This window comes from Pseudoalteromonas sp. NEC-BIFX-2020_015 (genome assembly GCF_012952265.1).
GTDB classification, from domain to species: domain Bacteria; phylum Pseudomonadota; class Gammaproteobacteria; order Enterobacterales; family Alteromonadaceae; genus Pseudoalteromonas; species Pseudoalteromonas neustonica.
The window spans coordinates 109,286-124,860 of the sequence record NZ_JABCJL010000007.1; the positions used below are offsets into that span (position 1 = coordinate 109,286).

Annotated in this window: 14 protein-coding genes; 13 read left to right on the plus strand and 1 reads right to left on the minus strand. The window is 40.7% G+C overall.

What is annotated here, in order from left to right; all coding sequences use genetic code 11:
• The first annotated feature begins 40 nt into the window (after positions 1-40).
• From HH219_RS07255 to HH219_RS07310, 12 genes are all read left to right on the plus strand, one after another.
• The gene (locus tag HH219_RS07255; RefSeq protein WP_054455517.1) at positions 41-469 is read left to right on the plus strand and encodes a hypothetical protein; all 429 of its coding nucleotides are present in this window, start codon (positions 41-43) and stop codon (positions 467-469) included.
• 1 nt (position 470) lies between these two features.
• Positions 471-683 carry a helix-turn-helix transcriptional regulator gene (locus tag HH219_RS07260; protein WP_054205650.1) on the plus strand — a complete coding sequence of 71 codons (213 nt, stop codon included), beginning with the start codon at positions 471-473 and terminating at the stop codon, positions 681-683.
• A 364-nt stretch (positions 684-1,047) separates the two neighbouring features.
• Positions 1,048-1,962, plus strand: coding sequence for a BadF/BadG/BcrA/BcrD ATPase family protein (locus tag HH219_RS07265; RefSeq protein WP_054205651.1), 915 nt, complete (start codon positions 1,048-1,050; stop codon positions 1,960-1,962).
• Entirely contained in the window at positions 1,962-3,080 is a 1,119-nt protein-coding gene (nagA, locus tag HH219_RS07270) for an N-acetylglucosamine-6-phosphate deacetylase (protein WP_169327044.1), read from the plus strand. The genes HH219_RS07265 and nagA overlap by 1 nt, the downstream gene beginning before the upstream one ends.
• Positions 3,081-3,145: 65 nt before the next feature.
• Positions 3,146-4,291 (plus strand): DUF5009 domain-containing protein, encoded by a 1,146-nt coding sequence (locus HH219_RS07275; RefSeq protein ID WP_054455519.1) that lies wholly within the window; start codon positions 3,146-3,148, stop codon positions 4,289-4,291.
• Between the two features lie 216 nt (positions 4,292-4,507).
• Positions 4,508-5,302 carry a glucosamine-6-phosphate deaminase gene (gene nagB / locus HH219_RS07280; RefSeq protein ID WP_169327045.1) on the plus strand — a complete coding sequence of 265 codons (795 nt, stop codon included), beginning with the start codon at positions 4,508-4,510 and terminating at the stop codon, positions 5,300-5,302.
• A 441-nt stretch (positions 5,303-5,743) separates the two neighbouring features.
• Positions 5,744-6,667: an NAD(+) diphosphatase gene (gene nudC / locus HH219_RS07285; RefSeq protein ID WP_169327046.1), complete on the plus strand. Its 924-nt coding sequence runs from the start codon at positions 5,744-5,746 to the stop codon at positions 6,665-6,667.
• Between the two features lie 43 nt (positions 6,668-6,710).
• A complete protein-coding gene (locus HH219_RS07290; protein WP_169327047.1) occupies positions 6,711-7,895 on the plus strand; it encodes a cystathionine beta-lyase in 1,185 nt (394 codons plus the stop codon).
• A gap of 120 nt (positions 7,896-8,015) precedes the next feature.
• Positions 8,016-8,834 carry an ABC transporter permease subunit gene (locus HH219_RS07295; RefSeq protein ID WP_169327048.1) on the plus strand — a complete coding sequence of 273 codons (819 nt, stop codon included), beginning with the start codon at positions 8,016-8,018 and terminating at the stop codon, positions 8,832-8,834.
• Positions 8,831-9,742: an ABC transporter ATP-binding protein gene (locus HH219_RS07300; protein WP_169327049.1), complete on the plus strand. Its 912-nt coding sequence runs from the start codon at positions 8,831-8,833 to the stop codon at positions 9,740-9,742. The genes HH219_RS07295 and HH219_RS07300 overlap by 4 nt, the downstream gene beginning before the upstream one ends.
• Positions 9,742-10,116, plus strand: a complete 375-nt coding sequence (locus tag HH219_RS07305) for a PH domain-containing protein (RefSeq protein ID WP_169327050.1) — start codon at positions 9,742-9,744, stop codon at positions 10,114-10,116. The genes HH219_RS07300 and HH219_RS07305 overlap by 1 nt, the downstream gene beginning before the upstream one ends.
• 207 nt (positions 10,117-10,323) lie before the next feature.
• The gene (locus HH219_RS07310) at positions 10,324-11,118 is read left to right on the plus strand and encodes a putative porin (protein ID WP_169327051.1); all 795 of its coding nucleotides are present in this window, start codon (positions 10,324-10,326) and stop codon (positions 11,116-11,118) included.
• A gap of 85 nt (positions 11,119-11,203) precedes the next feature.
• Here HH219_RS07310 and HH219_RS07315 read toward each other — a convergent pair whose 3' ends face one another.
• The gene (locus HH219_RS07315) at positions 11,204-13,048 is read right to left on the minus strand and encodes a M2 family metallopeptidase (protein ID WP_169327052.1); all 1,845 of its coding nucleotides are present in this window, start codon (positions 13,046-13,048) and stop codon (positions 11,204-11,206) included.
• A 182-nt stretch (positions 13,049-13,230) separates the two neighbouring features.
• Between HH219_RS07315 and HH219_RS07320 the strand changes: the two genes are divergently transcribed.
• Positions 13,231-15,507: an acyl-CoA dehydrogenase gene (locus HH219_RS07320; protein WP_054205662.1), complete on the plus strand. Its 2,277-nt coding sequence runs from the start codon at positions 13,231-13,233 to the stop codon at positions 15,505-15,507.
• Positions 15,508-15,575 lie beyond the last annotated feature (68 nt).

A 15,575-nucleotide genomic window follows, 5' to 3' on the forward strand; every position in this document is an offset into this window, starting at 1 on the left:
TAACATTGAGTTTGTTTTACTTAACTTTAAAAGGTGGGTTATGAGTTATACACAAAAATCACGATTACTTGAGATGGTTATCACTTTAATTGTATTGTTTAATTATATGCAGTCAGTACTGTCGATGACACCACAGGCACAAATGGACGTAACATTGGCCAGTGGCCTATTGATCTCGTTAGCAATACAAACGGTTGCTATGCTTATTGTAATGCACATTATATTAGCTGCATTTAATGCAAAATATGCCAATCAAGCAAAAGATGAACGAGAGCAAAGCATTGCGTTAAAGGCCAAAAGTGTGTCGCTGTTTATTTTGCAAATTGGGGTTGTACACACGGTGTTTTCAATGTTGATTGGGCCACAATATGGGTTGCCAATAAGTCCATTGCATCAATTGGTGATTGTTGCACTATTAAGTGACGTGATAGGCAAAGGTGTTGAAGCATGGTTATTGTATAGAGGCTAGCATGGCAAAATTACCAATTACTAATACGATTAGGGCGTTACGTTTTGAACACGGAGAAATGACCCAGCAACAGTTAGCCGAGATTGTGGGGGTAACGCGACAAACAATAGCAGCGATTGAAGCCGCAAGGTATTCACCTTCTTTAGAGGTCGCTTTTAAAATAGCCATTGTATTCGGTCAACCGTTAGAAAAAATATTCCAATATAATCGGTGATACTTTACTAAATTATTATTTTAGGTAAGCTGATACATTACTGTATTGTTTTTATGCTGATTTGGTACTAAAAGTAATACAGTTAGCTCTTTTATTGTTCAAAAATGACGTAGTAAAACTAAATAATTAACTAATATGTTATCAACACAAACAAGTTTTAATTTTATTTTCGTTAATTATTCATTCTAATTCAGTATTTTAGCAATAAATATAAAAGATATATGAATTTTTATAAAAAATATAATGACAACGCTGTCATTTGTTGTGTAACATTAATTCAACATGGGTTGAGGGTGAATCGCATTAAGACAATAAAAAAAGTGCGGTTATTACAAATATAAAAACGAAGGTTAGAGGTCGTTACATGATGGCTAAGAGTGCGAATAAGGACCAATTGTTTATTGGTATCGATGGTGGCGGAACAAAGTGCCGTGCAACTATATACTCTGCACAACATGGAGTATTGGGCACCGGCCTAGGTGGCCCCGCGAATCCATTACATGGGTTAGAGCGCACATTAGAGTCAATAATGGTGTCTACACAATTAGCAATGCGTGATGCGGGTTTGCAGTTAGAAACTGTGCATCAAGTGTATGCTGGCTTGGGCCTTGCGGGTGTTAATTTACCTAGCTTGTATGAAAAAATTAGTGAATGGGAACATCCATTCAAACAAATGTTTTTGACCACAGATTTACACACAGCATGCATAGGTGCCCATGAAGGTGGTGATGGCGCGGTGATTATTACAGGAACAGGCTCATGTGGTTTTTCACATGTTAAAGGCCAATCTGTTAATTATGGCGGTCATGGTTTTGCTTTAGGTGATAAAGGCAGTGGCGCATGGATGGGGCTTGAAGCAATTAAAGCCGCACTCGTAGATATCGACGGGCTAGGTCCTCACACTGCAATTAGTAACGTTATAAAAAACCACTTTAATACAGACACTGCAATGGGGATCGCTGAGCAAATGGCAGGGCAGCCTTCAAGTAGTTATGCAAAGCTGGCGCGTTATGTATTTGATGCAGCTCACGAGGGCGATGTAATTGCGTTAGCAATTGTAAAAGAGGGTGCCGATTACGTAAGTAAATTAGCCCACCGGCTACTTGAAAATAACCCCCCGCGTTTATCTATGATCGGCGGCCTTGCAGAACCATTAAATAAATGGCTTGATCCTGCAATCGCTAAGCTAGTTGAAGTACCAAAGCAACCGCCAGAAATGGGGGCAATCTATTTTGCACAGCAATCTGTACTTGAACAAAATCAAAAGGTAGCGCTGTAATGAAAACTTTCTATCGTGCGGCTCGCTTATTTACCGCTGAAAATTTTATCGATAATGCATTATTTAGTGTTGAAAAAGGCGTATTTAATTTAGAAACTGAGACGAAAGATCCCGTTATAGAGCTTGATGGCTTAGTTGCTCCAGGATTTATTGATGTGCAAGTTAACGGTGGCGGCGGTGCATTTTTTAATGCTGATCAAAGTACTGAATGTTTAGATCGCATTGCTAAAGCACACGGTCAATTTGGTAGTACCGCATTAATGCCAACCTTGATCACTGATAAAGTTGAAGTAATGCAAGCGGCAGCTGATGCAACTGCAAAAGCGATACGTGAAGGCGTACCTGGTGTATTAGGTATTCACTTTGAAGGCCCGCATTTGTCTTTTCCAAAAAAAGGCACGCACAGTGAACAATTTATTCGCCCAATCAGCGAACAAGAATTTGCCATTTATGCTCGCCAAGATTTAGGCATAAAAATGGTCACGTTAGCACCTGAAAATGTCAGCATTGCTGATGTTGAACGCTTAGTGGCGTGTGGCGTAAAAGTATCGATTGGTCATACAAATGCAGACTATGCAACCACAATTGCAGCACTGAATGCAGGCGCAGATGGGTTTACACATTTATATAATGCAATGTCACCGTTTACCTCGCGTGAACCGGGTGTCGTTGGTGCTGCGCTGTGGCATGATAATAGCTGGTGTGGGCTTATTGTTGATGGGCATCATGTTCATCCACTGTCGGCGCAATTAGCGATTCGCACAAAGCAACGTGGCAAAATCATGCTGGTAACAGATGCTATGCCGCCAGTAGGCACTGATGACATGGAATTTGATTTTTTCGACGGACGAAAGGTAATTCGTACCGGCGATAGACTCAATTCAAGTACTGGTGAATTAGCGGGCAGTGTATTAGATATGGCAAGTGCTGTACGCAACACGGTAAATACATTAGATGTTAGTTTAAGCGAAAGCTTACGCATGGCAGCATTGTATCCAGCACAATATTTAGACCTCAAGAAAAAGGGACGTTTACTTGATGGCTTTGACGCAGACTTTGTGGTGCTTGATGAGCATCAATATGTCAAAGGCACTTATATTGCAGGCATTGCAATTTAACGTTTCCCTGGAAAAAACCCCGCAGCTTCATCGCGGGGCTTTTTTGTTTCTATGAGTAATAAAATATGACAACAACACAACACAATACCGATAAACCAGTTAGAAAGCGCCTTGCATCACTTGATGCTTTACGTGGCATGGATATGTTCTGGATTTTAGGCGGGCAGTCTATTTTTGCCGCCTTATTTATTTTAACTGGCTGGACCGGTTGGAAAGTATTTGAAGCGCACACATTACACAGCGCATGGCACGGTTTTACATTTTATGATTTAATTTTTCCGCTGTTCATCTTTTTATCTGGTGTGGCGATGGGCTTAGCGCCAAAACGAATTGATCACCTTCCTTGGCTTGAACGCAAAGTCTACTACCGTAAAGCGATAAAGCGCTTATTTTTGCTGTGCGCATTGGGAGTAATGTATAACCACGGGTGGGGGACAGGCATACCCTTGGCGTTTGATGAAATACGTTATAGCAGTGTGCTTGGACGAATTGCAATCGCGTGGTTTTTTTGCGCCATGTTAGTGTGGCATACCAGTCTTCGTACTCAAATTATCACCGCGATAAGCCTGCTGATTGGTTATTGGATTCTAATGTGCTTTATTCCTGTACCAGGAGGTACTGCGGGTGATTTAAGTGCTGCTGGAAGTTGGAACGCATGGTTTGATACGCATTTTCTTCCTGGGATCAGTTATCAAAATCGCCCCGTAGATCCGGAAGGTGTACTATCAAGTTTACCAGCGATTGTTAATGCTTTGATAGGCGTATTTGCGGGTCAACTCATTGCTAGAGCAAACCAGATAGGCGAGTGGAAAACCGCAGGTGTTTTGTTTGCCGCAGGTGTAGTCAGCGTGTGCTTAGGGTGGCTGTGGGATTTACATTTTCCTGTAAATAAAGAGCTATGGACTAGTTCGTTCGTACTTGTAACGGTTGGCTGGAGCGCAATACTATTAGCGATTTTTTATGCATTGGTGGATCTTTTGAATGGCCAAAAGCTGGCATATCCATTTGTTATTATCGGCGCGAACTCAATTATTATTTATTTAGCATCTAGTTTAGTTAATTGGACCTTTATTAGTAAGAGCGTATTTGGTGGGTTTATTAACGCAGTACCGCCTTCGTGGCAACCAGTTATGGCTGTAATAGCATTGTTATTAGTACAAATATTACTTTTACATTGGATGTATAAGCGCAAGATTTTTGTCAGCGTTTAGCCGCGAATTGTATTCAAACGGTAAAATGTAATTTTTTTATTCACTTTTACTTTACAAACTAAATCGAAGTGGTAATAATGACAGCGTTGTCATAATGGTATTAACCAAACAGTGTATCCCTGTTTGGTTTGATCTAAGGCCCAATTCGATTGCACGTGGGGTTGGGACTTAGATCCCATTTTTTCATCAACTAATTAAATAACTGAGCAAACTAATATGCAAATAGTAATTCTAAATGATGCAGCTGCTGTGGCGGCATATGGCGCAAATATCTTCGCAGCACAATTACAAAAAAAACCAACATCAGTGCTCGGTTTAGCAACAGGTTCTACACCGGTTGCTTTATATCAAGAATTAATTGCTAAAAATAAAGCAGGTGAGATTTCATTTTCACACGCAACCTCATTCAATTTAGATGAGTACCTTGGTTTGACCGGTGATCATCCGCAAAGCTATCGTTACTTTATGAATGAGCAACTATTTAGTCATGTTGACATAAATAAAGAAAATACCTTTGTACCAGCGGGCGATGCAGTAAACCCAGTTACGGCTTGCAAAGAATACGAAGCGAAAATTGTTGCCGCCGGTGGTGTAGACGTACAATTGTTAGGCATTGGGCGTAATGGTCATATTGGATTTAACGAACCTTCTTCAGGTCTTCGTTCACGCACACGTGTTAAAACACTGACCAAAGCAACAATTGATGATAATGCCCGCTTTTTTGGTGCAGATGAATATCAGCCTCATCTATCAATCACCATGGGTATTGGCACTATTTTAGAAGCCAAAAAAGTTGTGTTACTTGCAACCGGTGAAAATAAAGCGGATGCAGTACATGCCATGATTGAAGGCCCATTGATGGCTGCATGCCCAGCATCTGCCCTACAACTTCATCAAGATGCTGTCATTGTGATTGATAAAGCTGCGGCAAGTAAACTAGCTGATTTAGAGTTTTATCAGCATATTGAGGCCGAAAATCAAAAGTTACAGGCACATTTAGCAACCTTGTAATGATGAAATAAATTTATTGTGTGTTCAAAAGCCCGAAAGGGCTTTTTTTTCGTCTGTAACAAGATAAATGTATACCCAAACCACCTCAAAATGCGAGCGTCGTTGGAATTAAAAGTGATTTAGGCAAGGCATTGATTGCAAGTAATAGTGGTTCTATTGTTAAAATCAATCCCTTATAAAAGTAACGCAGTATAAATCGCTTTTAAACCAACCCGTTGGGCGTTTCACAGGCACTTACTATCAGCGTTGTTACTTCTTAAAAGGGATGGCCATTCTTGCAAAGTAACGCCTTGATATTAAGCCCCTGTGAAACGCTGAATTCTGCATCTTGAGGTGGCTTGGGTATATACCTTTGTTCGCTATGGCGATTAGCGACTTGTTTAATGCAATTAATATAAGCTTATGGTAGTTTTAGCCATCTAAAAAATAAAAAGGATGAGCATGCTTAATTATAGTCAAATGCCATTAGATCGCGCGTCTAATCTGCGAAAAGACTCACAATGGTTAGCAACTCAACTCAACTTTCAAAGCCGTTGGATCCTAGTTCATAATAACCAGACTTTATTTGATGCTCAGAGCTTTACTGTCACATTTTTAAGTTTTAGTGATATTAACCACTTAGATTTAAGCGAAGCGATATTTTTAGGCTTGGACGAACAGCAAACCAGTTTTTTTGCACTCGATGTGAGTACAGTCGATGTGACGACTTTAGCGCCATTAACCGCTAATGCAGAATTTATTGATATTCGCCGTTATGGTGTGAACGTTGAGATTAAGCAAGGCTCCATTGCTGCTTTGGCGCGTGGACTTTGTTATTGGCATGCAACGCACCGCTTTTGTGGGCGCTGTGGTAGTAATAATATACTAGTTGAAGCAGGGCACTCTCGTTTATGCATGAATGAAGAGTGCAAACATCCAACCTTTCCACGTACCGATCCTGCCGTAATTATGGTCGTCACGCGCACATTTTCTGATGGTATAGAACGCTGTTTACTTGGTAGGCAAGCAGCATGGGCGCCAGGTATGTATTCGTCTTTGGCTGGATTTGTAGACCCCGGAGAAACACTTGAACAAGCTGTTACGCGTGAAGTGATGGAGGAGGCGGGAATTGCAGTAGATAATGTACGTTATATCGCATCACAGCCTTGGCCGTTTCCATCTTCAATTATGTTAGGGTTTATTGCCGAAGCCGTTACTGAACAAATACAAGTAGATAAAGACGAGCTTGATGATGCGCTGTGGTTTAGTCGTGACGAACTTAATAACTTTGGTAGTTGGGATATCGAAGGTGAACACTTAAAGTTGCCCAGAGCTGATTCTATCTCTCGCTATATAATTGACTATTGGCGTAATTTAAAAGTTTAAGCAATGTGTAGTGTGTTCTAACGAAATATTTTAAGGATTAATAATGACGAGTAAAAGTAATAAAAACACTCTATTAGTAAGTACCGGGCGAAAAAAAGCGTACACGCACGGCGTAGTTAATCCCGTAGTACAACGGGCATCAACGATTGTATTTGATTCTGTTGCTGAACTAAAACAAGCAGCAAAAACCCGAGGTGATAAAACGCTATTTTATGGTCGCCGTGGTACGACGACACATTTTGCGTTACAAGAAGCAATCACAGAGCTTGAAGGGGGCGAAGGCTGTGCGCTCTATCCATGTGGTGCAGCAGCGATAAGCAGTGCACTCTTGGCGTTTGTAAAAGCAGGCGATCACATTTTAATGGTTGATAATGCGTATGAACCAACGCGCGATTTTTGCGATAAAATTTTAGCCGGATTCGGCGTTGAAACCACGTATTATCCGCCTACAATTGGTGCGGGTATAAAAACATTCATCAAAGAAAATACCAAAGTCTTGTTTTTAGAATCTCCAGGTTCTATTACGATGGAAGTTCAAGATGTACCAGCGATGGTTGCTGTGGCTAATGAACAAGGCGTGATGACAATGCTCGACAATACTTACGGCAACGGTTTGCATTATCGACCACTTGAGCATGGTGTCGATATCAGCATTCAAGCGGCAACAAAATATATAGTTGGTCACTCAGATGTGATGATGGGCGTAGCCGTTGCGAATAAAAAATACTGGCCTACATTACGTGAACAGTCTTACTTACTGGGTCAGTGCACATCAGCTGATGATGCATACTTAGCACTACGTGGCTTACGTACTATGGCTGTGAGACTCAATCAGCATGAAAAAGCAGCAATCGAAGTTGCTAAGTGGTTAGAGAGTCATCCATTAGTTGATCATATCCGCCATCCTGCATTTGACAGCTGCCCAGGGCATGCGTTTTTTAAGCGTGACTTTGATGGCAGTAATGGCTTGTTTTCCTTTGTAATGAAAGAAGGTAACCAGCAGGCGATAGATGCATTTTTGGATGGCTTAGATCATTTTAAAATGGGCTTTTCGTGGGGCGGCTTTGAAAGTTTAGTAACGGCTAACTTAACAATGAAAGGATTACGTTCACAAACAGGGTGGGAGTTAGGTCCTGTGATCCGGCTGCATATCGGCCTTGAGGATGTTGATGATTTAATCACTGATCTTAATCAAGCACTTGAGCTGTATAAGCAACATTTAAATTAAGTAAAAACATAATTTACATTCTTTGTTACAAAGCCAACGCCTACGTTGGCTTTTTTTTGCTAGTAATTCAATACGTTTGCACTTAATGTAAGGAAAACACTTTCACGATTAGGACTTTGTGTGACGCAATTAAACCCCAAGCGACTTTTAAATATTACTTTGTTTGAACTAACCCGACTGTTTTTAACTAAACGTGGCTTACTTGCCGTTGCTGCATTTACTATTTGTTGGTTGCTTATTTTACGCTACCCAGTAGGACAAGCGGTAAGCACTATGAGTTCACCTGAGCTTGCTGCAGTTGCTCAACATATATTTGGCGTCATTGGTTTAAGTAAACTATTAATGTGGCCTGAAGCTGAGTTGGCGATGTATTGGCTAATTGCTTTGCATAGCTTTCCTATTTTTTGCTTATTTTTGTGTAGTGACCAAATTGTGGGTGATAGACAACGCGGTACATTACGCTTTTTGTCATTACGGGCAACGCGCAGCGAAATACTATTTGGGCGGTTTTTAGGTCAGGTACTTATTTTAGCAATATTAATTACCATCACTTTAGTCGCAACAGTGGCAACACTTGCATTTAGAGAGTCATCGCTATTGTTAAGCGGGCTAAATCGCAGCCTAGTTTTGTTTTTCTATTTAGTGGTCACAGTACTACCATTTATTGCGTTAATGACGTTTTTAAATACGATTGCTCGATCTTCACGATTAACGGTGATCATGGCCATATTATTTTTTGCAGTGGGTAATATTGTCGTTAGCCTTATGAGCTGGCAACTACCTATATTTGCTATTCTTAATTATATATTTCCCGGCGTTCAGCTTGAGCAAGTTGCAGGGCAGAATGCAGATTTATTTAGCAGTATAGGTATTCCTTTATTACAAACAGTGGTGTTGTTAGTGGCAGCGCAGCGTATCTTCTCAAGGAGTTCACTATGAGTACATTAATACAGGCTAACGGACTCTCTAAACAGTACGGGGCTAAATTAGCGTTAGATCAAGTGAGCTTTGAAGTTAAAAAAGGTGCACCCGTAGCATTAGTTGGCCCAAATGGGGCCGGTAAAACAACCTTATTTAGTCTGTTATGCGGTTATATCATGCCTACATCAGGCAGTTTATCCATAATTGGGCACCGCCCTGGCGCAAGTGCATTGTTTGGAAAGCTATCAGCGTTGCCACAAGATGCCCAGTTAGATCCTCGTTTTAGTATTGCGCATCAGTTAACATTTTATGGGCAACTGCAAGGGCTAACGACTAAGCAAAGTCAATCAGAAGCTCTCAGAGTACTCGAATTAGTTGGTTTAGCTGAGGTTGCAAAACAACGCAGTGATGATTTATCGCACGGCATGCGTAAGCGCGTAACAATAGGGCAGGCTTTAATAGGCAAACCCGAAATTGTAATGCTTGATGAAGCCACAGCTGGGCTCGATCCTATTCACGCACGTGAAGTGAGAGAGCTTGTTTCAAACTTAAGTGAGGAAGCGACGTTTATTTTAAGTTCACATGACCTCACAGAATTAGAGCGATTATGTGGGCAAGTGTTACACCTTGATAAAGGTAAAATCACTGAGCACCAAGCAAACAGCAATATAGAACAAACACAGCATCACATGACAATACTGTTTGCTGAAAACTATCCTAATATTGAGCAAAGCATTCAAAGCTTAGCAGCAGTTAATAGAGTTTATATGAGTCAAGCAAAGGAATATGTTGTTGAATATCAAAAAACAGCGTCTTTGTTTGATATTGAATTACTGCAATATTGCCATCAACAAGGCTGGCGCTATCGACAGTTAGTGAATGGTCATACATTAGAAAACCAAATATTTACACAGGAGAAAATATAATGGGTTTATTTAGCGGATTAATGGGTAACGCAAGTGAAGTTGATGATGCCGATTTAGAAAAGGTATTAGCAAATACACTTGTCGAAGATGAACAAGTTGAAAAAGCGTATAAAGTAGTACGTGATATGTTTATTTTTACTAATAAACGACTCATTTTAATTGATAAGCAGGGCGTAACGGGTTCTAAAATAGAGATGATCAGCATTGGTTACTCAAAAATAACTAAATTTAGTAAAGAAAGTGCCGGCCATTTTGATTTAGATGCCGAGTTAAAAATTTGGGTTGGCTCAGACCCTACGCCGATCAGTAAAGACTTCAAATCAGGCGACAACATCAACGATGTGTACCGTATTATCAGTCAATATGCGCTTTAAAGGAATAAACTAGTTTTTTCATGTATAGCAAAAATGTCCGCGTTTTTGCTATATAGATATCCCAGCCTTAACATCCCTTAACATTTAAGCAACTAAAAACAAGCACTTAGTTAAGTGTTTGTTCAGTTTGGGAGCGTTAGCATGCCCACGTCTTAGCCAGTCGGCTAAAGACATAGCAATGTAACAATTTAATAGGGAAATCTTATAATGAAAAAACTAGCAGTGATAATTTCGAGTATTCTTCTTTCAAGTGCCGCGGCTGCTGCAGACACTTATGAATCAGTTAGCCATCTACAATATATGGATACAGATGGTAATGACAAAATTAGCCTTGATTCAACATACTATTTCTCACCAAAAATGACACTAGGTCCTTATGACCAGTTCGAATACATCAATAAACAAAGTAATGTATATGGTAAGTATTCAGATGATGATTTTAGCGACCGAGCTACTGTGGGCGGTGAGTATTTTCTAGATAGTTTTGTACTTGGTGCTGAATACCAAAACCTAGATTTAGATCTTGGTTCAAGCGCAGATATGATTCAATTATCAGCAGGTTACTTTTTCAACCCTGACTTACTGTTAAAAGTAAGATTTGTTGATGTTGAAAATGCAGACAATCGTTTCTTTTTTGATGTAGCTTACAATCACAAGTTGAACAGCACTGATTATATCGGTTTTACTGTTACAGCAGATGATGAGTTTGATAATCGTGCGTTGAATGTTAAATATTTCATGGATCTTCAACAAGGTAACTACCTAACAGTTGAAGCAACAGTGTCAGATAATGACAATGCATCAAGTGATTGGGTTTTAGGCTCTAATTACTACTTCTCAAAAGCGACATCAGCGTTTGTTACATTTAATAAAAACGATGATTACACCTTGGGTGCTCAACATTTCTTCAATAAAAATGTTGGTTTAAAAGCGGGTTACGGTAATAACTGGGATGATTCTGGCTCAGATGCTTACTTTGCAAATGTAAGCTTACAGTTCTAATTTAATTTTTAACTGTAAAGTACTAAAAAGCCAGCTCACTTGAGCTGGCTTTTGTATTTTAGAATTGAATTATATTAAAACCTGCTTACCAACCGCATTGGCGACCTTTGTTTTGTTTATCAAGGTACTTTTGCAGTGGCGCAAAATAATCAAGTAGTGCTGTTGCGTCCATTTCAGGCTTACCCGTTACAGTTGCTAAGGCTTCTTGCCAAGGGCGGCTTGAGCCCATTTCTAGCATGGTATTAAGCTTTTCACCGGCCGCTTTTGAGTTATAAACCGAACAGCGATGAATGGCTTCTTTATTGCCTGCTATTTCACATAAACTACGGTGGAAATCAAATTGTAAAATATGTGCTAAGAAATAACGCGTGTAAGGCGTATTGCCCGGTACGTGGTATTTAGCGCCTGGATCAAAATCAGTTTCGCTACGCGCGATGGGTGCTTTAACACCTTGGTATTTTTCACGTAATTCCCACCATGCTTTATTGTAGTTTTGCGGTGTTACTTCACCAGAGAATACTTGCCAGCGCCATTGATCTACTAATAATCCAAATGGAATGAAAGCAACTTTATCTAATGCCATTTTCATTAATAGGCCAATGTCTTTTGATTCGTCAGGCACTTGCTCTAATAAACCAATTTCTTTTAAGTATCCAGGCGTAACTGACAGGGCAATCGTGTCACCAATTGCTTCATGGAAACCATCATTAGCACTTTCTTGATAGTAAAGTGGCTGTGTATTGTAAGCGCGTTGATAGAAGTTGTGGCCTAATTCATGGTGAATAACAGAGAACTCTTCACCAGTGCGTTGAATACACATTTTAATACGTAAATCGTCTTTACTGTCAATATTCCACGCTGAGGCGTGACACTGAACGTCACGATCGGCAGGCTTAGTGAACAATGAACGTTCGTAAAAAGTGTCTGGAAGTGCGTCAAAGCCCATTGAAGTGAAGAATTTTTCTGCGCCGCGAACCATTTTAAGCTCATCGTACTTATGCTGCGCTAATAATGCTGTTACGTCATAACCAGGATCAGCATTTTCAGGTGCAACTACATCGTAAATATTGCCCCACGATTGCGCCCACATGTTCCCTAATAAATGCGCAGGAATAGCTTGATCTTGCGGTACTTTATCTTCGCCGTATTTTTCGCCTAGCTTAGCGCGAACATGGCAATGAAGTGAATCATATAGTGGCTTTACTTGGCCCCAAATACGGTCAAGTTCTTTAGCGAAATCATCGGCTGGCATATCGTACTTACTACGCCACATTGCGCCAGTGTCTGCATAACCAAGTTCTTTTGCACCTTCATTAGTAAGGGCAACTTGTTGCTCATAAAGCGGGCGCATTGGTTTTGAAACCTGACGCCAGCCTTGCCACAAATCAAGTAGCTCGTTGTAATCGCGGCTAGTGGCCATTTTAGACGTCATATCACCTAAGCTTAGGCAGCTGCCGTCTTCTTTACAGTATTTTCCTTTGCCGTAAATACCGCCTAGTTCAGCGACAAGCTGAGAAAGTTGCGCTGTTTTTTCCGCATTTTGTGGGGCTGGTAAAGTTAAAGCGAGTTTTAATTTATCAAGCTTACGACGTGCGTCATAACCCAGTTCAAGAGAATCAAATTGCGCAGCTTCATTTGCAAGGCGAACAACCGCTTCTGTCATCTTGCGATTTACTTCGGCCGAAAGTGCAGAGGTGTCGTGCGTAATAAAGTTAGCGTAAATCCATTCTGCGCGGCTTGATTCTAAATACAGTGCACTGAGTTCAAGTTCTGTTGCATCTAAAAAGGTTTGTGCGTCTTGTGCCGTCACTGGCGCAGGGCTGACAGCTTGAGCTGATGTGTTTGTTGTATCTTGGTTGCAGCCACTTAATGCTAATGTGCTGGCGACCATTAAAGCGCTCAAACTGAGCTTAAAATGTGGAGTAGTCATGTTGACCCTTATATTTGTTATTTATCACGTGGGATAATAGCAGCGTCTTGAAGTTAGGCAAAATTTATCAAGCCTAGCATTGAACATTATGGGTAAAACATGTTTACAGCGACATTGTATTTATACAAGGATCAGCCATAATTGAAGGAGTGTATTTTTATTAATTTATAAGGATCGTTCCCATGTCAGTGTTTGTATTATTACTGGTGGTGGTAATAGTCATTTTTGCGGTAAAAGATATCCGCTTAAGTCTAGTAAGCCGACCAACGTTTAAAATGTTTAAAAAAGTGTTACCGCCGCTATCGCAAACTGAACGTGAAGCAATGGAAGCAGGTGATGTATGGTGGGATGGGCAACTTTTTAGCGGCAATCCCGATTGGCAGGTTTTACATAGTTACCCAAAGCCTGAGTTGAGTAAAAAAGAGCGTGCGTTTTTAGACTCTGAGGTCGAAACATTACTGGCGATGCTTGATGACTATCAAATTGTGCAAAAAGATAAAGACTTACCTAAAGAAGTATGGGATTACCTAAAAGCCCAAGGTTTTTTTGCGTTGATAATTCCTGAAAAATTCGGTGGACGCCAATTCTCTGCTATCGCTAATTCAACCATAGTCGCAAAAATTGCGACTAAGAGTTTAACGGCCGCAGTGACTGTTATGGTGCCAAATAGTTTAGGCCCAGGCGAATTACTATTACATTATGGAACCACAGAACAACAAGCGCGTTGGCTACCAAACTTAGCAAGTGGTAAAGATGTACCGTGTTTTGCACTTACTGGTCCAGAAGCCGGCTCTGATGCGGGCAGTATTCCCGATTCAGGTATTGTATGTAAAGGCGAGTTTGAAGGTCAGGAAGTCATTGGTCTACGTTTAAATTGGTCAAAACGTTACATAACACTAGCCCCTGTTGCGACAGTACTTGGTTTAGCATTTAAAATGTATGATCCGGATAGTTTATTAGGTAAAGACAAGGAATTAGGGATCACGTGTGCACTGATCCCAACAGATCACCCTGGGGTAGAGACTGGGGAGCGTCACTTTCCGCTTAACATGGCGTTTATGAATGGCACAACGTACGGTAAAGATGTCTTTATTCCCCTTGATTGGATCATCGGTGGTCAACAAGGTGCTGGTCGAGGCTGGCGAATGTTGGTTGAGTGCCTAAGCGCAGGGCGTGGTATTTCATTGCCAGCACTAAGTAGCGCGACAGGGCATTTGTGTGCGCGAATGACATCTGCTTATGCAACGGTTCGCCAGCAATTTGGTGTATCAATTGGTCAATTTGAAGGTGTACAAGAAGCACTTGCACGTATTGGTGGATTAACGTATAGCCTTGAAGCGTGTCGTTTAATGACCGCAGGGGCAATAGATTTAAAATTGAGCCCATCAGTGGTGACCGCAATTGCTAAATACCATATGACTGAAATGGGCCGTACAGTTATGAATGATGCAATGGATATTCATTCAGGTAAGGGAATACAAGTGGGTCCTAATAACTATTTAGCACATGGCTATATGGGTATACCGGTATCAATTACGGTGGAAGGGGCAAATATTTTAACCCGTAATTTAATGATCTTTGGCCAAGGAGCAACTCGTTGCCATCCATTTGTATTAAAAGAAATGGAAGCTGCGGCAATGGAAGATGATGAACTCGCGTTAAAAGAATTTGATTCCTTACTACAGCAGCATATTTTATTTGCTGCAACTAATGCGAGTATGGCGTTAATCCATGGTTTAACGCGTAGTTACTTTGCTAAATCCCCAGTATGTGGCGCAACCGCAGATTATTATAAGCAGCTTGGGCGAATGAGTCGTGGTTTAGCTTTTTGTACGGATGTGGCGATGCTCATTTTAGGGGGAGAGCTTAAGCGTAAAGAAATGATCTCTGCACGTTTAGGCGATGTATTAAGCCACCTTTACTTAGCTTCATGTGTGTTGAAACGTTTTGAAGATGAAGGGCGCCAACAAGCCGATTTACCTTTTGTTAAATATGCCGTTGAATTATCGTTATTTGAAATAGGTCAAGCGTTTAACGGCTTTTTCAAGAACTTCTCAAACCCAGTTGTTAACTTTGCTCTAAAGCGTATCGTATTTCCGTTTGGTAATCATTATCATCGTCCGAGTGATGATCTTGCTCAGGCAATGTGTGAGCATATGACCCAACCAGGAGTATTCAGAAACCGTTTAACGCATTTATGTTATGTGGATGATAAAGCAGGGACTGGCGTAATGGAAAATGCCTTTATTGCTATGCATAATACCAGTGATGCATTCAAGCAGTTGAAAAAATGGCAACGCGACGGCACCCTTAGCCGCAATGATGATATTGAAACGGCGATTACCAATGCGATTGAAAAGCAGCTCATAACAGCCGAGCAAGGCGTAAAGTTGCACGAAGCTAATAATTTACGTAAACAGGCTATTGCGGTAGATAACTTTCAACCAGGTGAACTTTAACCTTTAAGTATATAACCTTGTATTTTATGCGGGGTTTATTTTTATACGTTAAATGCTCATACACATTA